Annotated in this window: 23 protein-coding genes; 12 read left to right on the forward strand and 11 right to left on the reverse strand. The window is 66.8% G+C overall.

Going from position 1 to position 20,715, the window contains the following annotated elements:
- The coding region (locus tag PHI64_RS19780) for a LuxR C-terminal-related transcriptional regulator (RefSeq protein WP_299886777.1) at positions 1-594 on the forward strand (594 nt) is incomplete at its 5' end.
- A gap of 192 nt (positions 595-786) precedes the next feature.
- On the opposite strand, the gene PHI64_RS19785 is transcribed toward PHI64_RS19780, so the two are convergent.
- From PHI64_RS19785 to PHI64_RS19795, 3 genes are all read right to left on the reverse strand, one after another.
- Entirely contained in the window at positions 787-1,284 is a 498-nt protein-coding gene (locus tag PHI64_RS19785) for an ureidoglycolate lyase (protein WP_299886779.1), read from the reverse strand.
- Complete coding sequence (gene alc / locus PHI64_RS19790; RefSeq protein ID WP_299886781.1) at positions 1,284-2,336, reverse strand: allantoicase; 1,053 nt, start codon at positions 2,334-2,336, stop codon at positions 1,284-1,286. Before alc ends, PHI64_RS19785 begins: the two co-directional genes overlap by 1 nt.
- Positions 2,337-2,425: 89 nt before the next feature.
- Entirely contained in the window at positions 2,426-3,790 is a 1,365-nt protein-coding gene (locus PHI64_RS19795) for a C4-dicarboxylate transporter DctA (RefSeq protein WP_299886783.1), read from the reverse strand.
- 218 nt (positions 3,791-4,008) lie between these two features.
- Between PHI64_RS19795 and PHI64_RS19800 the strand changes: the two genes are divergently transcribed.
- Positions 4,009-4,671 (forward strand): GntR family transcriptional regulator, encoded by a 663-nt coding sequence (locus PHI64_RS19800; RefSeq protein WP_299886785.1) that lies wholly within the window; start codon positions 4,009-4,011, stop codon positions 4,669-4,671.
- 12 nt (positions 4,672-4,683) lie between these two features.
- Here PHI64_RS19800 and puuE read toward each other — a convergent pair whose 3' ends face one another.
- Genes puuE through uraH form a run of 4 tightly spaced genes read right to left on the reverse strand, consistent with a single transcriptional unit; the run spans position 4,684 to position 7,764 of the window.
- Positions 4,684-5,613 (reverse strand): allantoinase PuuE, encoded by a 930-nt coding sequence (gene puuE, locus PHI64_RS19805; protein ID WP_299886787.1) that lies wholly within the window; start codon positions 5,611-5,613, stop codon positions 4,684-4,686.
- Between the two features lie 17 nt (positions 5,614-5,630).
- The gene (uraD, locus tag PHI64_RS19810; RefSeq protein ID WP_299886789.1) at positions 5,631-6,161 is read right to left on the reverse strand and encodes a 2-oxo-4-hydroxy-4-carboxy-5-ureidoimidazoline decarboxylase; all 531 of its coding nucleotides are present in this window, start codon (positions 6,159-6,161) and stop codon (positions 5,631-5,633) included.
- Positions 6,162-6,183: 22 nt separating this feature from the next.
- Complete coding sequence (locus PHI64_RS19815) at positions 6,184-7,377, reverse strand: urate hydroxylase PuuD (RefSeq protein ID WP_299886791.1); 1,194 nt, start codon at positions 7,375-7,377, stop codon at positions 6,184-6,186.
- 36 nt (positions 7,378-7,413) lie between these two features.
- Positions 7,414-7,764, reverse strand: a complete 351-nt coding sequence (uraH, locus tag PHI64_RS19820; RefSeq protein ID WP_299886793.1) for a hydroxyisourate hydrolase — start codon at positions 7,762-7,764, stop codon at positions 7,414-7,416.
- A 121-nt stretch (positions 7,765-7,885) separates the two neighbouring features.
- Here uraH and PHI64_RS19825 point away from each other — a divergent pair, with 121 nt between their 5' ends.
- The 5 genes from PHI64_RS19825 to PHI64_RS19845 all read left to right on the forward strand — a co-directional run bounded on the left by PHI64_RS19825 (position 7,886) and on the right by PHI64_RS19845 (position 12,281).
- Entirely contained in the window at positions 7,886-8,818 is a 933-nt protein-coding gene (locus tag PHI64_RS19825; protein ID WP_299886795.1) for a LysR family transcriptional regulator, read from the forward strand.
- Between the two features lie 99 nt (positions 8,819-8,917).
- Positions 8,918-9,463 carry an NAD(P)H-dependent oxidoreductase gene (locus tag PHI64_RS19830; protein ID WP_299886797.1) on the forward strand — a complete coding sequence of 182 codons (546 nt, stop codon included), beginning with the start codon at positions 8,918-8,920 and terminating at the stop codon, positions 9,461-9,463.
- 22 nt (positions 9,464-9,485) lie between these two features.
- On the forward strand, positions 9,486-10,412 hold the full coding sequence (locus tag PHI64_RS19835) for a VTT domain-containing protein (RefSeq protein ID WP_299886800.1): 927 nt from the start codon (positions 9,486-9,488) through the stop codon (positions 10,410-10,412).
- Positions 10,413-10,527: 115 nt separating this feature from the next.
- On the forward strand, positions 10,528-11,301 hold the full coding sequence (locus tag PHI64_RS19840) for an SDR family oxidoreductase (protein WP_299886803.1): 774 nt from the start codon (positions 10,528-10,530) through the stop codon (positions 11,299-11,301).
- A 71-nt stretch (positions 11,302-11,372) separates the two neighbouring features.
- Complete coding sequence (locus PHI64_RS19845; protein ID WP_299886806.1) at positions 11,373-12,281, forward strand: LysR family transcriptional regulator; 909 nt, start codon at positions 11,373-11,375, stop codon at positions 12,279-12,281.
- On the opposite strand, the gene PHI64_RS19850 is transcribed toward PHI64_RS19845, so the two are convergent.
- From PHI64_RS19850 to PHI64_RS19865, 4 genes are all read right to left on the reverse strand, one after another.
- Positions 12,278-12,736, reverse strand: coding sequence for a PaaI family thioesterase (locus PHI64_RS19850; RefSeq protein ID WP_299886809.1), 459 nt, complete (start codon positions 12,734-12,736; stop codon positions 12,278-12,280). The genes PHI64_RS19845 and PHI64_RS19850 overlap by 4 nt on opposite strands.
- Positions 12,733-13,362 carry a 2-hydroxychromene-2-carboxylate isomerase gene (locus tag PHI64_RS19855; protein ID WP_299886812.1) on the reverse strand — a complete coding sequence of 210 codons (630 nt, stop codon included), beginning with the start codon at positions 13,360-13,362 and terminating at the stop codon, positions 12,733-12,735. Before PHI64_RS19855 ends, PHI64_RS19850 begins: the two co-directional genes overlap by 4 nt.
- 11 nt (positions 13,363-13,373) lie before the next feature.
- Positions 13,374-14,291 carry a CmcJ/NvfI family oxidoreductase gene (locus PHI64_RS19860; RefSeq protein ID WP_299886815.1) on the reverse strand — a complete coding sequence of 306 codons (918 nt, stop codon included), beginning with the start codon at positions 14,289-14,291 and terminating at the stop codon, positions 13,374-13,376.
- A gap of 176 nt (positions 14,292-14,467) precedes the next feature.
- Positions 14,468-15,376, reverse strand: a complete 909-nt coding sequence (locus PHI64_RS19865; protein ID WP_299886818.1) for a LysR substrate-binding domain-containing protein — start codon at positions 15,374-15,376, stop codon at positions 14,468-14,470.
- Positions 15,377-15,547: 171 nt separating this feature from the next.
- Here PHI64_RS19865 and PHI64_RS19870 point away from each other — a divergent pair, with 171 nt between their 5' ends.
- From PHI64_RS19870 to PHI64_RS19890, 5 genes are all read left to right on the forward strand, one after another.
- Entirely contained in the window at positions 15,548-16,381 is an 834-nt protein-coding gene (locus PHI64_RS19870; protein ID WP_299886821.1) for an isocitrate lyase/phosphoenolpyruvate mutase family protein, read from the forward strand.
- A 232-nt stretch (positions 16,382-16,613) separates the two neighbouring features.
- A complete protein-coding gene (locus PHI64_RS19875) occupies positions 16,614-17,480 on the forward strand; it encodes a putative RNA methyltransferase (protein WP_299886844.1) in 867 nt (288 codons plus the stop codon).
- A gap of 64 nt (positions 17,481-17,544) precedes the next feature.
- A complete protein-coding gene (locus PHI64_RS19880) occupies positions 17,545-17,904 on the forward strand; it encodes a hypothetical protein (protein ID WP_299886824.1) in 360 nt (119 codons plus the stop codon).
- An 18-nt stretch (positions 17,905-17,922) separates the two neighbouring features.
- Positions 17,923-18,330 carry a hypothetical protein gene (locus PHI64_RS19885; RefSeq protein WP_299886826.1) on the forward strand — a complete coding sequence of 136 codons (408 nt, stop codon included), beginning with the start codon at positions 17,923-17,925 and terminating at the stop codon, positions 18,328-18,330.
- A gap of 106 nt (positions 18,331-18,436) precedes the next feature.
- The gene (locus tag PHI64_RS19890) at positions 18,437-20,641 is read left to right on the forward strand and encodes an OsmC domain/YcaO domain-containing protein (protein ID WP_299886829.1); all 2,205 of its coding nucleotides are present in this window, start codon (positions 18,437-18,439) and stop codon (positions 20,639-20,641) included.
- Positions 20,642-20,715: the final 74 nt, after the last annotated feature.

Raw genomic sequence — 20,715 nt, forward strand, 5'->3', positions numbered from 1 at the left:
TTCCAGGCCTGGCGCGACGCCGGGCGCTGCCTGGCCGAACTGGACCCGGAGGCCACCGGCGCCCTGCTCGTCGATGCCGACGCCACTGGCCCGGAGCTGCCCCTGCTCGACCGCCTCGCCCCCCTGGGCATCGACCTGCCAGTGATCGTGCTGGCCCGGGCGGCCACCGTTGACCTGTGCCGCCAGGCCTTCAAGGCCGGCGCCCGGGAGTTTCTGCCCCTCACCAAGGTGGACGCAGACCTCCCCGAGGCCCTGCGCAAGGCCGTGGGCCAGCACGTGCTCGACCGCCAGCGCCAGCAGCGCGCCCGCCATGCCCGCAGCCTGTACACCCGCCTCTCCGAGCGGGAGCGCGAAGTACTGGGCATGGTGGTGGAGGGCCTCACCAACAAGGAGATCGCCCGCGCCCTGGCCGTGTCGCCCCGCACCGTGGAAGTCCACCGCGCCCGCCTCGCCGGCAAACTTGAAACCGATTCCCTGGCCCAGCTGGTACGGCAGTACGCCGGGCTGGTAGACGCCGACGACGGCCGCTCCGAGCTGATCTGCGGGCAGGCCTGGGGGGCACCGCTGGCGGTCGCTGTGCAGCGACCGGCCTGAGGCAGGGCTCCTCTGATCACCAGCCCAGCGGGCCCACGGGAGACGCCACAGAGCCCAAGGTGCTGAACGGCTTCAAGCTGACGAAAGGCCTGTAGGGCGGACGACTGATCACTTTTTCTCTCCCCAAAAAAAACAACCGCCGGGCGGGGCCGCGGCGGTTGAAGGGAGCTACGAGGGAAAGACGTGAAGGGGTCAGAGCACGATCAGCCCCGGCGGGTCGATGGTCACTTCATCGCAGTTGGGCGCGCTGCCGCTGCGATCGACCACCAGGAAGTCGCACACCGCATCCAGGGCCAGCAGGGGGTGGTGCCAGACGCCGGTGGCGTAATTGACGCCCTGATCGCCCCGGGCCAGGAAGACCCGCAGCTCATCCACGCCGGGCGGCGGGCCAGGCGGGGCCACCACCACCAGGTAGGGCTTGCCGGCCAGAGGTACGAAGGCCTGGCTGCCCAGGGGATGGCGCTCCATCATCTCCACGGCAAAAGGCAGGGTGCGGGGCTGGCCGCGAAAGATGGACAGGATGACCTTGCCGTCCGGGCCCGGCTCCACCTCGGCCAGGTCGTGGTAGCGCTCGGTGTTGCCGCCGTTGATGGTGAAGTGGCGCACCGCGTCGCTGGCCTCGATGACCTGCCCGAAGGGGGCGAAGGCCTCGGCGCTGAGCGCCTCTGGCGTGAGGGTGATGGTGCCCATCACACGCCCTTCTTGTGCACCTTGCCCCACAGGCGCAGGCGCGACACACCGCCGTCCGGAAAGATGTTGAAGCGCACGTGGGTGATGGGGCCGAGCCGGGCGATCTCGTCGCTGAAGCTGTGCACGGCGTCCATCTGCAGCTTCTGCTCGGGCAGCAGGGTCTGCCAGAACATGCTCTGGGTGGTGATGGAGCGGTCGGTGCCGCCGCTTACATAGGCGGCCTGGATGGAACAGCGATCGGGGTAGTTGCCCTTGAAGAAGGCGGTGTCCACCTCGATGCGCTCGACGCTGCCGGGGGCGCCAAGCTCAAGCACGCACCAGTCGTTGCCCGGCTCACGACGACGGCGGGTCTCCCAGCCGTCGCCCATGTTCTGGCCACGGCCCGGCAGCATCAGGGCAGCCACGGTGGAGCCGAAGCTGGCGTCGTTCCACGACACGGCGCGGCCGCCGTTCTCCATGGCCAGCAGGTCGATGGTCTCGTCGCCGGTGAGGGTTTCGAGGGTCCCCACGGGGCGGCCGTACACCCGTAGGCGGGCGATGCCGCCGTCGGGGTAGATGTTGACCCGCAGGTGGGTCCACGCCGCGGTGCTGGCGCATTCAATCAGGTGGTGGCTGTTGGGGCCAAGGGGCGTGGCGGGCAGGATCTCGGTCCAGCTGGCGCCCTTGAGGCTGTCCACGTCGTCGCTGGCCGAGACGGTGGCCTCGATGGACACGGCGGGCGGGTAGTTGCCGGTGAAGTGGCTGGTGTCCACGTCGAAGCCGCGGATGATGCCCTTCACGCCCAGCTTGACCAGGGCCCAGTCGTGGCCGGCAACGCGCTTGCGACGCGATTCCCAGCCGTCCATCCACTTGCCGTTGGTGTCGAACTTGCCCGGCACGAACTGGGCCGGTTCGGGGTTGAGCATGCGGGCGACTTCGGCAAAGAAGTCGTCCGAAGCGTACAGGGCCCGGGCGCCGAGGCGCGGGTTGGCGAGGTCCACCGCGCGCAGGGCCCACTCGGGCAGGTCGGCGGGCGGGGCAAAGACGGGGGCGCCGGGGGTGTGACTGGCCATGGGTATGTCCTTTCTAAAGCAGGTGAAAGCACCTGACTGAATGATGAAAAAGCCATGCGCAGAGCATCTCTGCGCTATCGGCAAGGCGATCAGCGGCGGGAGGCCGCCTCCTGTTGCGTCGCAAGGGGGCCGATGGCCATCAAGGCCTCCTGCTCTTCGGCCAGAGGGTCGGCAGGCAGCGCGTTGAGATCAACCACGACCTCACCGTTCAGCACGCTCAAGGCCCGTTCCCGGTCGATATCCTTTTCCCAGACGCCAACGACAACGGTGGCGACGCAGTTGCCGATCATGTTGGTGAGCGCCCGGGCCATGCCCATGAACCAATCCACCGAAAGCACCAGCACCAGGCCGATGGCCGGGATCGCCGGCACCGCCGAGAGGGTGGCGGCAAGGATCACAATGGCGGACCCCGGTACGCCGTGGGCCCCCTTGGAAGTCACCAGGGAGATCGCGAGGATGGTCATCAGATCGGCCAGCGACAGCGGCGTGTTGGTGGCCTGCGCAATGAACACCGCGGCCAGCGTCAGATAGATCGAAAAGCCGTCCAGGTTGAAGGAATAGCCGGTGGGGATCACGAGGCCTACGGTCGAGCTCTTGATACCCATCAACTCAAGTTTGCGCATGACCTGCGGCAACACCGAGTCAGACGAGGCCGTACCCAGCACCACCAACAGCTCTTCCCGCAGATAGCGCAGCAGCTTCAGGATGTCGAAACCAGCCAGCCGCAGGATGGTGCCCAGCACCACCACCACGAATAGGCCACAGGTCAGGTAGAACAGGGCAACCAGCATGCCCAGCTGCTTGAGGGACCCGATGCCGTACTTGCCCACCGTAAAGGCGATGGCCCCGAGCACGCCCAGGGGAGCCAGCTTGACGATGTAGCCGATCACCTTGAAGAACACCTGGGCCAGGCTGTCAATCGCCAGGGTCACCGGCCGACCTCTTTCGCCCATGGCGGCCACCGCACAGCCGAACAGGATGGCCAGCAACAGCACCTGGAGGATGTCTCCCTTCGCGAAGGCATCGGCAAAGGTCGTCGGAATCAGTTTGAGCAGGAAATCCACCGTGCTGGTGGCCTGGCTCACCCGCTCCGCGTAACCGGACATCGCCGATGCATCCAGGCTGTTGGGATCAACATTCATGCCGACCCCGGGCTGCAGCACATAGGCCAGCAGAACCCCCAATGCCAGGGCAAAAGTGGTCACGACTTCGAAGTACAGCAGTGCCTTGACGCCCACGCGCCCCACCTTCTTGAGGTCACCGGTGCTGCAGATGCCATGCACCACGACGCAAAAGACCAGCGGCGCAATGATCATCTTGATCAGCTTGATGAAACCATCCCCCAGGGGCTTGAGCTTGGCGGCGAAATCCGGCCACACGACCCCCACGATGATGCCCAGGACGAGGGCAATGACCACCTGCCCGAAGAGAGTCTTGTAGAAACGCGTACGCATGGTGTACCTCGTGAGCCAGATGGAGTGTGGCGCCCCCGGAGGGCGATGGACCTGCCCTTGAAGGGAAGCAGCGGTAAACATCCTTTGTAAAATGTTACGTACGATTTTTTTAAAATTCCAATAAAAATTTCTTCTGAAAATCCGGATTTACGGAATCTGATATTTGCCCATCGCGGCCCTTGATGTGAGAATCAGCGCCCACCCAGGGGGAACCACACATGAACATGCCCGACGCCGATGGATTGCTGATGGCAGACAAGGCTTTTCTCGCACTGAGGAACCTGCTCACCTGCGGCGAACTGCGCGCCGGACAGTTCGTTTCCATGCCCGACCTGATGCGCATCCTGAACATGCCGATGGCGCCGGTTCGCGAGGCGGTGAAGCGGGCTGAATCTGCAACCTTGGTACGCATCCTTCCCAAACGTGGCGTAGCCGTCATGGAAGCCACCCCGACCCTCATCCGTGAATGCTTCCATCTACGCACGATCCTCGACCAGGAGGGTGCCCGGGAACTGGTACGGGCCGGCGCCGGCGATCGCTTCGAGGCGCTGCGGGCCAAGCATTGCGACATCCTCGCCGCCGCGCGGGAAGACATCACCCCCGAACTTCAGCGGGCGGCGATGCAGGTGGATTGGGATCTTCACACCGCACTGTCCGAAGCACTCAACAATGACAGCGCCCGCGAGATCTATGCCCGCAATCGGGACCGCATCTCCGTCATGCAGCATTCCCGTCCCCTTCTGCCGGATCGCATCATCCCGGCCATGGAAGAACACCTCACCATCCTCGACGCGCTGGCGGCTGGCGACGAAACCCTAGCCGCCACCGCCGTACGCGACCACTACCGCCAGACGCTGCGCTGGTGGGGAATCATCGCCTGAGGCTTCCCCCATTCAAGGCAGGAAGGGGAAAGTCCTGATCCAGTGGCGGGCGATGTCCACCCGCCGGCACACCCATACCCGGTCGTGTTTCTCCATGTGGTCCAGGAAACGCTGCAAGGCGCGGAAGCGGCCGGGGCGGCCGAGCAGGCGGCAGTGCATGCCCACGCTGAGCATGGCCGGGCGCTCGTCGCCTTCGGCGTACATCACATCGAAGGCATCGCGCAGGTATTCAAAGAACTCATCCCCATGGGAGAAGCCCTGGGGCAGCGAGAAGCGCATGTCGTTGGTGTCGAGGGTGTAAGGCACCACCAGGTGGGGCACGCTGCTGCCATCGGTCCTGCGCACTTGAGTCCAGAAGGGCAGGTCGTCGCCGTAGTAGTCGGAGTCGTACAGAAAGCCGCCGTAGTCGGCCACCAGGCGCCGGGTGTTGGGGGAATCTCGCCCGGTGTACCAGCCCAGGGCGCGCTCGCCCGTGAGCTTCTCGATGATCTCCATGCCGATGCGCAGGTGCTCCCGCTCGGTGGCTTCGTCCATGCCCTGGTAGTGAATCCAGCGCCAGCCGTGGCAGGCGATCTCGTGGCCCAGTTCCTTGAAGGCGGCGGTGAGCTCCGGGTGGCGCTGCAGGGCCATGGACACGCCGAACACGGTCAGGGGCAGGCGGCGGCGCTCGAACTCCCGCAGGATGCGCCACACGCCGACGCGGGAGCCGTATTCGTAGACGCCCTCCATGGACAGGTGACGGTCGGGGTAGCTGGCCGGGCTGAAGAGCTCGGACAGGAACTGCTCGCTGCCGGCGTCGCCGTGGAGCACGCAGTTCTCGCCGCCCTCCTCGTAGTTGAGAACGAACTGCACGGCCACCCGGGCCCGGCCCGGCCAGTTGGCGTGGGGCGGGTTGCGGCCGTAGCCGATGAGGTCGCGGGGGTAAGAGGCATCGGGCTGCATGAGGTGTGGCTCCGGGTTCAGGCACCCAGCAGGGCGTCGAGACGAAAACGGGCGATCCGGCCGATCTGAGCCAGGCAGGCGGCAAACTCGGTGGCGCGGTCGTGGGTCAGGCGGGCTTCCACGGCGTCCATGATCTGGTAGCGGCTCAGCCCCTTGACGGCGATGACGAAGGGAAAGCCGAAGCGTTCCCGGTAGGCCGCGTTGAGCCCGCGCAAACGCTGCAGCTCGTCGGCACTGCACTGGTCCAGGCCAGCACCGCGCTGCTCGCCGGTGGAGGCGACGGTGAGGGTGCCGGCGCTGGCTTCCTTGCCCGCCAGCTCGGGGTGGGCGCAGATGAGGCCGAGTTTCTCGGCGTCGCTGGCGGCATCCAGCACCGCCAGCATGGCGGCGTGAAGGGCATCGATGCTGGCAAACGGCCGCGCCGGCCAGGCTCGCTCGGGGATCCACGGGGAGTGTTCGAAGATGCCCGCCAGCCGGCTCACGAATTCGGCCTGGGGCAGGGCGCTCAGGGCTGCCAGCTTGTGGCTGGCGGTGGAGTTGGCATTCATGGTGTGTCCTCGTGGGGGTACGTCAGTCACTCACCCGGGCGCCCTGGGCATGCCAGCGGGCGATCAGCGTGCGCTCGGCGTCGGTGATGCCGGTGAGGTTGCCCAGGGGCATGTAGCCGCTGGCCACAGTCTCGGCGATCTTGGCGGCGTGCTGGCGGATGTGTTCGGGGTCGGTCAGGACCACGCCCTTGGGCGGCTGGGCAAAGCCCGCCTGGGTGGGGGTGTCGGCATGGCAGGCGGTACAGCGCTGGGCCAGCACCTGGCGAACGGCGCTGAAGCTCACCTTGTCACCACCGGCATCCACCGTCTTCGGGGCCATCAGCACCATCAGCAGAGCGATCAGGGCCACCCCGGCGGCGGGCAGCCACCACTTCACCTGGCCCCGGTGGCGCAGCACGAAGAACTGGCGGATCAGCACCCCGGCCAGCATCATCACCACCAGCACCAGCCAGCCGTTGGCATTGGAGTAGGTCATGGGGTAGTGGTTGCTGATCATGATGAACAGCACCGGCAGGGTGAAGTAGGTGTTGTGCACCGAGCGCTGCTTGCCGATCAGGCCCGGCCGCGAATCCACCGGCAGGCCATTGCGGATCTGCTCCACCATGCGCTTCTGGCCGGGGATGATGTGGAAGAACACGTTGGCCGCCATCATGGTGCCGAGCATGGCACCCACGTGGATGTAGGCGCCGCGGGCCGAGAAGAGCTGGTGCAGGGCCCAGTCACAGGCCACCACGAAGATAAAGAGCAGCGCCGACATCAGGCCGTCCTTGCCCATCAGGCTGCGGCACAGGAAGTCATACACCACCCAGCCGGCGGCCAGGAAGGCCACCGAGATGCCCACCGCGGCGGCGGGGGTCAGGGCCATCACCTTGGGGTCGATGAGGTAGCTCGAGGCGCCGATCCAGTACACCACCGCCAGCAGGCTCATGCCCGACAGCCAGGTGGAGTAGGCCTCCCACTTGGACCAGTGCAGGTCGTCGCTGAGGGGCTCGCCCTTGGGGCCGGTGGGGAATTTCTGGCTGCAGTAGAAGCCGCCGCCATGCACCGCCCACAGCTCGCCGAACACGCCCCGGCCCGCGTCGGCGGACTTTTTGGGCGGCTTGAGGGAGTTGTCGAGCATCACGAAGTAGAACGAGGCGCCGATCCAGGCAATGCCGGTGATCAGGTGGAGCCAGCGCAGGAGCAGATTGGCCCAGTCGAGGAGATAGGTTTCCATGGTGCTTCCGTCTCTGAAGGGGTGAGGGAAACCGGCTCAGCTGCCGCGGTAGGTGGAGTAGCTCCAGGGGGACACCAGCAGCGGCACGTGATAATGCTGGGCCGCGTCGGCGATGCCGAAGCGCAGCACCACCTCGTCCACGAACAGGGGCTCGGGCAGGCTCTTGCCCAGGCTGCGGAAGTAGTCCCCGGCACCGAAGACGATCTCGTAGGTGCCGGCCTCCAGCGCGGCACCTTCGAGCAGCGGCGCGTCACAGCGGCCGTCGTGGTTGGTCAGGGTGCGCAGCAGCTCGCGGCGCCCGCCGTCGAGGCGGAAGACGGTGACGGCGATGCCCTGGCCCGGGCAGCCATTGGCGGTGTCGAGTACGTGTGTGGTGAGGCGTCCCATGCTGGTGTCTCCAGTCGGTGTTCGTTATGCGATGAGGTGAGTTTAGGACGGACAGCCTTTAAGAAAACAGATATAGCGTTATAAGCTATATACGGATTTCGATATTGTCCCCGGGCCCGCCATGACCAGCCGACGAAGCGACGACCAGCTCGACACCTACCTGCTGCGCATGCTGTGCCTGCTCATCTCGGAGCGCAGCGTGTCGCGCACCGCCCTCAAGCTCAACCAGTCCCAGCCGGCGGTGAGCCTGGCCCTCAAGCGCCTGCGCCAGATCCTGGGCGACCCGCTGCTGGTGCGCGAGAAGAGCGGCATGGTGCCCACCGAGCGGGCCCTGACCCTGCTCTCCCACGCCAAGGGGGCCCTGGCCGAGATCGACCGGATGACCTTCTCGCCGGAGTCCTTCGAGCCCCAGAGCAGCCGCTACGAGTTCCGCATCGGCGCGCCCGATTACCTCGCCCCCCTGTTCATGGCCAGCGTGGTGGAACGCATCCGCAAGGAGGCCCCCCAGGTACGCCTGAGCCTGCAATCCCTGGGGCCGAGCTTCGACTTCGAGCGCTCCCTGGCCGAGGGCGACCTGGACGTGGTGATCGGCAACTGGCCGGAGCCACCCCACCGCATGCACCTGTCCATGCTGCTGGAAGACGAGGTGGTGCTGCTGGTCTCCAACACCCACCCCCTGGCCCGCAAGGGCTTCGGCGCCGAGGACTACCAGCGCGCCGTACACATCGTGCCCATGCCCTACTCCATCACCCAGCGCGGGGTGGTGGACACCATGCTCGCCACCCACCGCATCAACCGGGACGAGCGGGTGGTGGTGCAGTCCTTCACCTCGGCGCCCTACCTGCTCATCAACAGCGACCTGGTGTTCACCACCACCCGGCACTTCGCCCGCTTCTACGCCGACCTGCTGCCCCTCACCATCCTGCCCTCCCCCATTCCGTTTCCGGCCATGCGCTTTTACCTGCTGTGGCACGAGCGCAACCACCTCACGCCAGCCCACCGCTGGATCCGCCGCCTGCTGAGCGAATGCGGGCGCCTGATCAAGGGCAGCTGAGGGGCGGCCTTGCGGCCCGTCGGCCACCGCCATAGGATGGGCGCTGCGCCCCGCGGCGCGCCTCCACCCAAACTTCACCCACCAGAGAAGGGAATCCGCATGTCGATCAAACTATTGGGAATCGCCGGCAGCCTGCGTCAGAAATCCACCAACAAGGGCCTGCTGCGGGCCGCCCAGGCGAACCTGCCGGAAGGCGTGAGCCTGGAGCTCGCCGAGCTGGGCGACATCCCCTTCTACAACGCCGACATCACCGACAAGCCCGCCGCGGTCAGCCGCGTGCTGGCCCAGATCGCCGCCGCCGACGCCCTGGTGCTGGCCTGCAACGAATACAACTACTCCCTGGCCCCGGCCCTCAAGAACATCCTCGACTGGGCCTCCCGGGAGCCTGACAACGCGCTGCTGGCCGGCAAGGCCGTGGCCATCATGGGCGCCGCCGGCGGCATGGGCAGCTCCCGCGCCCAGTACCACCTGCGCCAGGTCTGCGTGTGCCTCGACCTGCAGCCCCTCAACAAGCCGGAGGTCTTCGCCAACGCCTTCACCAGCAGCTTCGACGCCGACGGCAAGCTCACCGACGAGCGCCTGACCAAGCTGGTCAAGGACCAGATGCAGGCCCTCGCCGACAAGGTGACGCGCCTGCGCGCCTGAAGCCCCGGGCGCCCGGGCACCGATGGACATCGCCGAACTCGGCCACACCCTGCAGCGGGATGCCGTTGCCGTGGTCTTCGTGAACGTCCTGCTGCAGCAGGTCGGGCTGCCGGTGCCGGCCGTCCCGACCCTGCTGCTGGCCGGCAGCCTGGCGGCCCTCCCCGGGCAGTTGGGCAAGGTGCTGGCGGCGGCCGTGCTGGCCTCGGTACTGGCCGACCTGCTGTGGTACGCCCTGGGCCGGCGCTTCGGCTACCGGGTGCTGGCGGGGCTGTGCAGGCTGTCCATCAACCCCGCCTCCTGCGTGAGCCAGACCGAAGCCCGCTTCATCCACTGGGGTCTCTCGTCCCTGGTGGTGGCCAAGTTCGTGCCGGGTTTCTCCACCGTCGCCCCGCCCATCGCCGGCGCCCTGCGCATGTCCCTGGGCGGCTTCATGGCTGCCGCCGCAGCCGGTGCAGCCCTGTGGGCCGGTCTAGCCCTCGGCGCCGGGTGGGTGCTGCGGGACACGGTGCAGGCGTCCATCCTCACCCTCGATCGCCATGCCGGCCGTGCCGCCCTCGTCGCCGTGGTGCTCGTCGGGGCCTGGCTGGGCTGGAAACTGTGGCAGAAGCACCGTTTCCGTCAGGCCGGCGAGCTGCCTCACATCACCCCCGCCGAGCTCCTCGACGCCCTTGCCACCGAGCCCCGCCCCCTGGTCCTCGACCTGCGCAGCGCCACCCTGATCGCCGAAGCCGGCCCCATCCCCGGTGCGACGGTGGCCGAACACGATGCCCTCCATCAGGCCGTGGGCGACTGGCCCCGGCATGCGCCCATCGTCACCCTGTGCGCCTGCCCCGAAGACGCCGGCGCCATCCAGGCCGCCCGCCAGCTGCTGGAACAGGGCTACACCTCCGTCCGCCCCCTGCGCGGCGGCTACGAAGCCTGGTTGGCAGCAACAGACGACCGCCGCTGAACGCTCCGCACGATTGGACTGGTTTTCTGGATGATCCATCCAGCCGCAGCGCATTTATCAGCCTGCCGCGGCACCCTAAGCTGGGATCCCCAACACATGCTGAAGGAGAATTCCCATGACAGATCATTCCATCAAGGGCAAGGTCGCCCTGATCGCCGGCGGCGCCAAGAACCTCGGCGGCCTCCTGGCCCGTGATCTGGCCCGGCAAGGCGCCCGGGCAGTCGTGATCCACTACAACAGCGCCGCCTCCCAGGCCGACGCCGAAGCCACTGCGGCCGCCGTCCGGGCAGAGGGCGCCGAGGCCCTGACCCTTCAGGCTGACCTGACGACGGCCGGCGCCATGGAGAAGCTGTTTGCTGACGCAGTCGCAGCGTTTGGCCGTCCGGACATTGCCATCAACACCGTCGGCAAGGTCGTCAAGAAACCCATCAGCGACATCAGCGAGGCCGAGTACGACGAACTCTCCGCCATCAACAGCAAATCCGCCTTCTTCTTCCTCAAAGAGGCCGGCAAGCACCTCAACGACAACGGCAAGATCGTGACCCTGGTGAGCTCCCTGCTGGGCGCGTTCACGCCGTTCTACGCCGGCTATGCCGGCACCAAGGCACCGGTGGAGCACTTCACCCGGGCCGCCGCCAAGGAACTCGGCGCACGGGGCATCTCGGTGACGGCTGTCGGCCCTGGCCCGATGGACACCCCCTTCTTCTATCCTGCCGAAGGTGCTGATGCCGTGGCCTACCACAAGACCGCCGCGGCCCTCTCGCCCTTCAGCAAGACCGGCCTCACCGACATCGAGGACGTGGTCCCCTTCATCCGCCACCTGGTCAGCGACGGCTGGTGGATCACCGGGCAGACCATCCTCATCAATGGCGGTTACACCACCAAGTAAGGGCATTCCCCGGCCAGGGCAGGCTGGCCGGCTGAATCCCCGCATCCGCTGAGCGACTACGGGGCCACCGCATGGACAGATTCGACCAGTACCGCATATTTGCCCAGGTGGCGGAGATGGGCAGCTTCATCAAGGCCGCCCATACCCTTGAGGTGCCCAGGGCCTCGGTGTCTGCCGCCATCCAGCAGCTCGAAGCGGGGCTGGGGGTGCGCCTGCTGCACCGGACCACGCGGCGCGTGCGCCTGACGCCCGACGGGGAGCTGCTGCTGGACCGAGTACGGACCCTGCTCACCGACGTAGACGACATCGACCAGCTATTCCAGGCCAGCCAGCGCCAGGTCTCCGGCCGACTGATCGTCGACGCCCCCAGCCGTATCGCCCGCCGTCTCATCGCCCCCGCCCTGCCCGGGCTGCTGCGCCGCCACCCCCAACTGCAGCTGATCCTCTCGGCCACCGACCGCAGCATCGACCTGGTGCGGGAAGGGGTCGATTGCGTGGTGCGCATCGGCACCCTGCATGACAGCAGCCTCGTCGTGCGCGCCCTGGGCCATATCGCCCTGATCAACTGTGCAAGCCCGGCCTACTTGCGCGAACGCGGCGAGCCCCGCCAGCCGGAGGATCTCCCCGCGGCACACTGGGCGGTCGGCTATGCATCGCCAAGAAGCGGCAAGGAGCTGCCCTGGGAATCCCTGGCCGATGACGGCAGCCCGCACCTGATCGAGGTGCCCAGCCGGGTGGTCGTGAACAATGCAGAAAACTACATCGCCTGCTGTCGGGCCGGGCTTGGCCTGATCCAGATCCCGCGTTTCGATGTGCAGCATCTGCTGGATTCGGGCGACTTGGTGGAGATCATGCCCACCCATCGCGCCGCCCCGATGCCGGTCTCCCTGCTCTACCCCCACCGACGCCAGCGCTCCCGGCGCCTGATGGTGTTTCTTGAGTGGTTCGAGGCCCTGATGCGGCCGAACCTGGAACGCTAGCAGCCCTCGGGCTGCGCCGCCACCCGTACAAAGCTCCCACGCATGGCACTGACCAGCCGCCCGTCACCGGCACGGATGCGACCAGCGGCATGGCACAACCGGCCACCCACCCGCACCCAGTCCATCTCGCTCTCCAGCCAGTCACCGGCAGCCACGGCGCCCATATAGTCCACCTGCAGACTGGCGGTGACGAAGTGCGCCTCGAAGGGCAGACGCCGGGCCAGGTTGCCGGCCAGCCAGACATCCGCCAGGGTGGCGATGAAGCCCCCGTGCACGCGCCCATGACCATTGCAATGGGTCGGCCCCAGCTCCACCCGAAAACGCAGATGGGCGCCATCCTCCCGCTGAAAGAGGCGGGCGATGGCGGGCAGGAAGCCCCCGGCGGCCGGCCATGGGCGATAGCCCTGATCGAGCCATGCCGCCTCCCGCGGGCTGGGGGCCGGCAGCGCGCTCACCCGCCCGCCCCCTGGGCCGCGGCACAGGCGAGGGCGTCATCGAGACGGTCGTTGCCCCAGAACATCTCGTCGCCGACGAAGAAGGTGGGCGCGCCGAAGACGCCCCGGGCGCGGGCCTCGGCGGTCTGCTCGCGCAGGCGGGCCTTGATCTCGTCCGAGCCGGCCCGGGCCAGCAGTTCGGCGGCGGGCAGGCCGAGATCGGTGAGGATGGCGGCAAGGGGCTCGGGGCTGTTGATGTCCTGGTCGTGCACGAAGTTGAGCTGCATCACCCGCTGGCAGAAGGCCTCCATCCACGGCGAGCCGCTGCCCTGGATGGCCACCCGCAGGGGCAACACACCGAGGCGCGGAAAGCGGCTTGGGCGCGTCCACGGCAGGCCGTACTTGCGGCATTCCCGGGCGATGTCGTGCCACATGTAGGCGCCCTTCTCCTTCTGCAGCACGAAGGGGGAATTGTCCATGCCCAGCTCGCGGAAGATCGGGCCGAGCATGAAGGGCTTCCAGGCGACCTTGACGCCGTGCCGGGCGGCGGCGGCCTCGATGCGCATCACGCTGGGGTAGCTGTAATTGCTGCCGAACTCGAACCAGAACTCGACGACGGGCGCGGCGGCACAGGGGGATTGACTCATGAGCGGCTCCTTCATTCGAAGACAACCAGGCAGCGCACTTCGATGCTCTGGCGCAGGGGCGCGTCGGCGGGCACGTCGGGCAGGTCGAAGGCCGAATGGGGCGTGAAACGCGCCGTACCGTTGACCTGTGAGTCGTACTGCTTGAAAACCAGAGCCTCATGCCGGTCCATGCCCGGAAAGTAGGCCCATTGGTGGCGGGCGGCGTGGCGCACCAGGTAGATCTCGCCGCTGCGCTCCGGGTAACGGATCTCGGTGGGCACCAGGTCCCGGGACGACACCGAGCGGGCATCGCAGACGGCCAGGGGCGTATCCACCACCGGGCCGGCGATGGAGCGCCAGATGTTGACGATGGCAAAGCGCTCGACCCGGGCCAGCGCGGCGGGATCGGTGAGCACCAGGTCCAGACGCCGCCGCCCGGAAGCTTCGCTGTAATCGTTATGCACGCGCCCCACCGCCGCCGGCTTGCTGCCGTCGCCCTGGCGCCCGAAGCCCAGGGCCGGGCGCCCAGCCTCGCGGCGGCGTACCAGGTGGTCGAAGACCCAGGCCTGGCGGGCCCCGGTCACCCAACGCGCCAGCTCGGCGGCCTCGGCGTAGTAGTAGCGGCGAATCTCCGCCTCGTCGGCAAAATCGGCCACCGCGCTGGGGGCATCCCACAGCGCGAAGCCCTCCCGGTCTATGGACGGGCGGGCAGCGGTGGCGCGGGCATCGACCACGTGCATGGGATGCAGGGCATATTCGCAGTTCTGCCAGGGCGTGCCCGCTGGCGGCTGGAACATATAGTTGAAGGGCCGCTCAGGCGCCGCCCCAAGGTAGCCGAAGCTGGCGCTCACCCCCGGCAGCCGGGGCGTGGCGGGGGAAAACGGGGCGGGCTGGACGAGCGGGGAAGAAGGCTGTCGGGGTGGCGCGGTATGGGATGCCTGGAATCGCATGAGACCTCCTTGGCAGAGCCGACGCGAACCATCGGGATTCGCTTTCGGCATGGGTGAGTGGGCCTGAACCCCCTTCGCGAGGGATCAGGACAGCCCCATTGAAAGCCATTTCCAGGCTGCTCTCAAACGACAAATGGCCACCCAATGCATTCTCAAAACGAATGCGAAACCCTCGCCTACCCAGCCGCCCCCGCCTCGGCGAGAATCCAGCGCACCACCTCCTCGACCTCGGCCCGGGGAGTGGCCTCGCCGCGCAGCAGCCAGTAGGCATTGGCCGATACAGGCCCGGGGCAAGGCAGATCACAGCGGATCAGCCTCCCCTCCGCCAAGGCCAGGCCGATCAGCTCCAGCCGCCCGAGGGCCACGCCCTGGCCGGCAATGGCGGCCTGGATCACCTGGTCATACTGATTGAAGCGCAGCACGCCCCTGGGTTTGAGCTCGCCCCAACCCTGGCTGGCCAGCCATTCGCCCCACTGCAGCCAGGGCCGGTATTCCCCGTCGAACTCAAGGAGCACCTGCTGCGCCAGCAGTTCCGGCGCCATCCGCCCGGCCAGGCCCAGGGAGGGGTGGGCCACCGGCGCCACGGTTTCACCGAACAAGCGCTGCGCCCCCTGCGGAGCCGCCTCCGGCGCACAGTAGCGGATAGCCAGGTCGAGCCCGTCGAAACGCAGGTCGTTGAGGCTGTTGCTGGCCGACAGACGCACGTCGATGCCCGGATGCTTGCGCAGGAAATCCCCCAGGCGGGGCAGCAGCCACAGGCCGGCCACCCCGATGCTGGTGGTCACGGTGACAGGCCTGGAGGCGGCCGTCACCCGGATCGTGCCGATCACGTCCTGCAGCTGCTGGATGACCCCGTCGGCGCTGCGGAACAGACGCTCCCCCTCCGGCGTGAAGGCGATGGAGCGATGCCCGCGCACCAGCAGGCGCACCCCCAGCATCTCCTCAAGGGCGTGCACCTGACGGCTCACCGCCGACTGGGTGAGGCACAGATCATGGGCGGCCAGGGTGATGCTCATGCGGCGCCCTACCGCGACGAAGCCCCGGATCAGATCCAGGGAGGGAAGCCGGACCAGCGCGATTGACATTCATCCACCTCATGCAAAGGGATCGGAGAAGTGATTTGAAGAGCGGCGAGCAAACCAGTCTAATGAGCCCATCGACGGCCCGGCAAGACTCACGATGACTGATCTTTGTGCATGCAAAATCGTCGCCGGCGCATGCCACGCGCCTTTCCCCGCCCACCCAGGAGCACCGCCATGGACACCCCCCTCACCGCCCGCGCCCTCGCCTTTCGGCAGCTCCACGCCGACCCAGGGTGCTTCGTCATCCCCAACCCCTGGGATGTCGGCTCGGCCCGGCTGCTGGCCGGGATGGGCTTCAAGGCTCTGGCCTCGACCGGCGCCGGCCACGCCTTCTCCAGCGGGCTGACGGACGGTGCGGTGGGCCGCGAACGCATGCTCGCGCACCTGCGGCAGATGGCCGTGGCCACCGACCTGCCCCTCAGCGCCGACCTGGAGAACGGCTTCGGCCCGGCCCCGGAGACGGTGGCCGAGACGATCCGCATGGCCGCCACCACCGGTATCGTCGGCGGTTCCATCGAGGACAGCAGCGGTGACCGCCACGCGCCCATCCTCCCCCTGGCCCTCGCCGCCGAACGCGTCCGTGCCGCCGTCGAAGCCGCCCGCGCCCTGCCTTTCCCCTTCACCCTGACGGCCCGGGCCGAGAACCACTTCCTCGGCCAGCCCGACCTCGCCGACACCATCCGGCGCCTGCAGGCGTATCAGGAAGCCGGCGCCGACGTGCTCTTCGCCCCCGGCCTGCGCACCCGCGAAGACATCGCCGCCGTACTGAGCGCAGTGGACCGGCCGGTGAACGTGCTGATGGGCCTGGATGGCGTGACCCTCACCGTAACCGACCTGGCGGCCATGGGCGTCAAGCGCATCAGCGTAGGCGGCTCCTTCGCCCGGGCCGCCTACGGCGCCTTCCTCCGCGCCGCGCGGGAAGTGCAGGAGCACGGCAGCTTCAGCTATGCCAACGAAGCCATCAGCGGCCGGGACATCACCCGCCTGCTGCGCACCCCCCGCGACTGAAAGGAAGGCTCCGTGGGGTCGAATTCATTCGACCTCGGACCCGGATCAAAGGCATGCCGATGATCTGACGGACTGAGGTCGAGTGATTTCGACCCCACAAAAGGCGGGAAACCCTGCGGGTCGTTGATCAGCTGCGTTGCCCGTCCACACCGGGGCGCTGCGCCCGGCCGGCAATCGCGCTACCATCCGCTCCGCCATGCCCCAGAGCACACCCTCCGCGCGCAGCCGGATCATGCCCGCCACCCCGATCACCCCCTTCCCCGCCCTCGCCTGCCCGCTGGACGGCGGCGCCCTGCAGCGCCACGGCACGAGCTGGCGCTGCGCCGCCGGCCACAGCTTCGACATTGCCAGCCAGGGCTACACCCACCTGCTGCCGGTGCAGAACAAGCGCTCCCGCGACCCGGGTGACAGCAAGGAGATGATCGCCGCTCGCCGACGCTTTCTGGAGGCGGGGGTTTACCAGCCCATCGCCGACGCGGTGGCCGAAGCCACCCTGGCCGACATCCCCCCCGGCACCACCACCCACTGCCTAGACGCGGGCTGCGGCGAAGGCTATTACCTGCGCCAGCTGGTCGCCGCGGCAAACCAGCGCGGCCACGCCCTGGCCCTGCTCGGCCTCGACATCTCCAAGTGGGCCGTGCTCGCCGCCGCCAAGCAGTGCAAACACACCCAGTGGGTCGTCGGCAGCAACGCCAACCTGCCGGTGCTGCCCGCCACCCTCGACCGGGTCCTGTGCATGTTCGGCTTTCCGGTGTACCCGGAGTTTGCCCGGGTGCTGAAGCCCGGCGGGCTGCTGCTCCAGGTGGACGCGGGGCCCGACCACCTGCGCGAACTGCGCGAGATCATCTACCCCAGCCTCAAGCCCGAGCGCCCTGCCGCCCCGACAGCCCCCGCCGGCTTCACGGCTCTGCCGGCCGCCGAGCCCGTCCGCTGCACCCTGACTCTATCCAGCCCGGAGCAGATCGCCGACCTGCTGGTGATGACCCCGCACCTCTACCGCGCCAGCGCCGAAGGGCGTGCCCGCGCCGCCGCCCTGGAAAGCCTTTCCCTGACCGTGGATGTGCGCCTGACCCGCTTCGCGCGCAAGACCGGCAACTGAGCCATCCCGGCCCGCACCCGCTACAGTCCAGCTCCGAACCTCCCCACCCTGCCCGACCCCACCCATGAACCCCGACCTGCAGACACTCCCCACCGACACCATCAACTTCAAGGACATGGAGAAGGGCTACGCCCCCTTCGCAGAGGCCTTGCGCACCCTGGGCTTCGACTGGCAGATCGGCAAGACGGAAGACCTCAAGGGCTGGTTCGAGGTACACGGGGCCGAGGCCCGCATGTGCTTCCGGCTGCTTGCCACCGGCGACACCCAGCGCGGCGTGGAAGTCACCGAACAGTCGGTGATCTCCGACCTCTGGTCGGGTGTCAGCGAAAGCCTCGCCCTGTTCCGGCAGAAGCAGCCCGGCAAGCTGATCAAGGTACGGAGCATGCAGGTGGAAGGCAGCACGCTGCACTTCAGCGTGTCGTAAGCAACAAGGAGAACAGACTTGAGCAATCAGATCACCCGGGTTTTCGAACACGTGGACTTCGCCATCTGGCACGTCCCCCAGGCCAATGGCTACGTCTATGAAGCCGCCGGCATCCTGGTGGATGAGCACAGCTACGAAGACTGCCCCTTCGAAGCCACCTACGAGGACGCGCTGAACGCCGCCTGCGAGCTCTACGACGTGGAAGTGGGCAGCCTCAGCCAGCCCCTGCCCACGGTGTATGCCAATACCCTGTTCACGGTTTACGAGACACCGGCAGGGGAGTTTCTGTACGTCTTCTGTGACGACGACTCCGCCGCAGCCCCCACCGACCAGGACTTTGCCAGCCACCCCGGCGAGCGCCACAAGAACCGCGACGCCGCGGTGATCGCCGCCTTCGAGGAAGATCTGGCGCGACGCAAGGGGTAAGGGCGGCGGCCCTATGGCCGCCTCCACGCGCCCCGGCCGGGCTTTCCTTCGGGAAACAGGGATAATGGCGGCCAATTCGTTTTGAACGCCATTTCAGGATTCCCCCATGGAAATCAAGGTCAATTTTCTGGACAAGCTTCGCCTTGAGGCCAAGTTCGACGACTTTACGGTGGTGGCCGATCAGCCCATCCGCTACAAAGGCGACGGCTCGGCGCCGGGCCCCTTTGATTACTTCCTGGCCTCGTCGGCCCTGTGTGCGGCCTATTTCGTGAAGCTGTATTGCGAAACCCGCAACATTCCCACCGACAATATCCGCCTTTCCCAAAACAATATCGTCGACCCGGAGAATCGCTACCAGCAGATTTTCAAAATCCAGGTCGAATTGCCGGCGGATATCTCCGCCGCAGACCGCCAGGGCATATTGCGTTCCATTGACCGCTGCACGGTGAAGAAGGTGGTGCAGACCGGGCCGGAGTTCGTGATCGAAGAGGTGGAAAACCTGGATGCCGATGCCCAGGCCCTGCTGACACTGAAGCCGGATTCAACCGCCAGCACCTATATCGTGGGCAAGGATCTGCCGCTGGAGCAGACCATCGCCAACATGTCGGGCGTGCTGGCGGGCCTGGGCATCAAGATCGAAATCGCCTCGTGGCGCAATCTTGTTCCCAACGTGTGGTCGCTGCATATCCGCGACGCGCACTCGCCCATGTGCTTCACCAATGGCAAGGGCGCCACCAAGGAAAGCGCGCTGGCCTCGGCTTTGGGCGAGTATATCGAGCGCCTCAATTGCAATCATTTCTACAATGACCAGTTCTGGGGCGAGGATATTGCCGAAGCGCCTTTCGTGCATTACCCGGACGAACGCTGGTTCAAGCCCGGCCGCAAGGATGCGCTGCCCGCCGGCATCCTCGACGAATACTGTCTGCAGATCTACAACCCTGATGGCGAATTGCTCGCCTCGCATCTGTACGACACCAACTCCGGCAATGTGAAACGCGGCATCTGTTCGCTGCCTTACGTGCGCCAGTCGGACGGCACGGTGGTGTATTTCCCGTCCAACCTGATCGATAACCTGTTCCTCAGCAACGGCATGAGCGCCGGCAATACCCTGGCCGAGGCCCAGGTGCAATGCCTTTCGGAGATCTTCGAGCGGGCGGTGAAGCGTGAAATCCTCGAAGGCGAGATCGCCCTGCCCGACGTGCCGCCGGACGTGCTGGCCAAATATCCCGGCATCCTGGCCGGCATCGACGCGCTGGAAAAGCAGGGCTTTCCGGTGCTGGTGAAGGATGCATCGCTGGGCGGGCAGTATCCGGTGATGTGCGTCACCCTGATGAACCCGCGCACCGGCGGCGTGTTTGCGTCCTTTGGCGCGCACCCCAGCCTGGAAGTGGCGCTGGAGCGCAGCCTGACCGAGCTGCTGCAGGGGCGCAGCTTTGAAGGCCTCAACGACCTGCCCCGCCCCACCTTTGAAAGCAACGCCGTCACCGAGCCGAACAACTTCGTCGAGCACTTCATCGACTCCAGCGGCGTGGTGTCGTGGCGCTTCTTCAGCGCCAGGGCCGATCACGAATTTGTTGAATGGGACTTTTCCGGCCACGGAGAAAACTCCAATGCCATGGAGGCCGCCACCCTGTTCGGCATTCTCGAAGACATGGGCAAGGAAGTGTACGTCGCGGTCTATGACCAGCTCGGCGCCACCGCCTGCCGCATCCTGGTGCCGGGCTATTCCGAGGTCTACCCGGTGGAAGACCTGATCTGGGACAACACCAACAAGGCCCTGCTGTTCCGCAAGGACATCCTCAACCTGCACCGCCTCGACGACGCCCGCCTGGAAGCCCTGCTGGAGCGCCTGGAAGACAGCGAACTGGACGATTACACCGACATCATCACCCTGATCGGCATCGAGTTTGACGAAAACACCGCCTGGGGCCAATTGACCATCCTGGAATTGAAGCTGCTGATCAATCTGGCCTTGCAGCAATTTGAAGCCGCGAAGGAACAGGTGGAAACCTTCCTGCAATACAACGAAAACACCGTCGAGCGGGGGCTCTTCTACCAGGCCCTGAACGTGGTGCTGGAAGTGCTGCTGGACGATGAACTGGAACTGGACGACTACGAAGCCAACTTCCGCCGCATGTTTGGCAACCCGCGGATGGACGCGGTGCTGGGCTCAGTGGACGGCAGCATACGCTTCCACGGCCTGACCCCGACGAGCATGAAACTGGAAGGGCTGGACAGGCACCAGCGGCTGATTGACAGCTACAGGAAGCTGCATGGGGCGCGGGGTAAGGGGGTGGCTTTGGCGGGTTAGGGGTGGAGCTGGGCGCGAGAGTGATCAGCGAAGGGAGGCCAGCGAGGCGGCGCTTCGGAGCTTAAGCGTGTTCG

This window comes from Zoogloea sp. (assembly GCF_028689785.1).
In the GTDB taxonomy this organism is placed as follows: domain Bacteria; phylum Pseudomonadota; class Gammaproteobacteria; order Burkholderiales; family Rhodocyclaceae; genus Zoogloea.

Coding starts and splice junctions, on each gene's coding strand:
- PHI64_RS19840 (WP_299886803.1), top strand. CDS start 10,528: ATGACAGATCATTCCATCAAGGGCAAGGTCGCCCTGATCGCCGGCGGC.
- uraH (WP_299886793.1), bottom strand. CDS start 7,764: ATGGGACGCCTCACCACACACGTACTCGACACCGCCAATGGCTGCCCG.
- PHI64_RS19845 (WP_299886806.1), top strand. CDS start 11,373: ATGGACAGATTCGACCAGTACCGCATATTTGCCCAGGTGGCGGAGATG.
- puuE (WP_299886787.1), bottom strand. CDS start 5,613: ATGCAGCCCGATGCCTCTTACCCCCGCGACCTCATCGGCTACGGCCGC.
- alc (WP_299886781.1), bottom strand. CDS start 2,336: ATGGCCAGTCACACCCCCGGCGCCCCCGTCTTTGCCCCGCCCGCCGAC.
- PHI64_RS19880 (WP_299886824.1), top strand. CDS start 17,545: ATGAACCCCGACCTGCAGACACTCCCCACCGACACCATCAACTTCAAG.
- PHI64_RS19815 (WP_299886791.1), bottom strand. CDS start 7,377: ATGGAAACCTATCTCCTCGACTGGGCCAATCTGCTCCTGCGCTGGCTC.
- PHI64_RS19875 (WP_299886844.1), top strand. CDS start 16,614: ATGCCCGCCACCCCGATCACCCCCTTCCCCGCCCTCGCCTGCCCGCTG.
- PHI64_RS19795 (WP_299886783.1), bottom strand. CDS start 3,790: ATGCGTACGCGTTTCTACAAGACTCTCTTCGGGCAGGTGGTCATTGCC.
- PHI64_RS19800 (WP_299886785.1), top strand. CDS start 4,009: ATGAACATGCCCGACGCCGATGGATTGCTGATGGCAGACAAGGCTTTT.
- PHI64_RS19785 (WP_299886779.1), bottom strand. CDS start 1,284: ATGGGCACCATCACCCTCACGCCAGAGGCGCTCAGCGCCGAGGCCTTC.
- PHI64_RS19865 (WP_299886818.1), bottom strand. CDS start 15,376: ATGTCAATCGCGCTGGTCCGGCTTCCCTCCCTGGATCTGATCCGGGGC.
- PHI64_RS19855 (WP_299886812.1), bottom strand. CDS start 13,362: ATGAGTCAATCCCCCTGTGCCGCCGCGCCCGTCGTCGAGTTCTGGTTC.
- PHI64_RS19825 (WP_299886795.1), top strand. CDS start 7,886: ATGACCAGCCGACGAAGCGACGACCAGCTCGACACCTACCTGCTGCGC.
- PHI64_RS19830 (WP_299886797.1), top strand. CDS start 8,918: ATGTCGATCAAACTATTGGGAATCGCCGGCAGCCTGCGTCAGAAATCC.
- PHI64_RS19860 (WP_299886815.1), bottom strand. CDS start 14,291: ATGCGATTCCAGGCATCCCATACCGCGCCACCCCGACAGCCTTCTTCC.
- PHI64_RS19835 (WP_299886800.1), top strand. CDS start 9,486: ATGGACATCGCCGAACTCGGCCACACCCTGCAGCGGGATGCCGTTGCC.
- PHI64_RS19870 (WP_299886821.1), top strand. CDS start 15,548: ATGGACACCCCCCTCACCGCCCGCGCCCTCGCCTTTCGGCAGCTCCAC.
- PHI64_RS19890 (WP_299886829.1), top strand. CDS start 18,437: ATGGAAATCAAGGTCAATTTTCTGGACAAGCTTCGCCTTGAGGCCAAG.
- uraD (WP_299886789.1), bottom strand. CDS start 6,161: ATGAATGCCAACTCCACCGCCAGCCACAAGCTGGCAGCCCTGAGCGCC.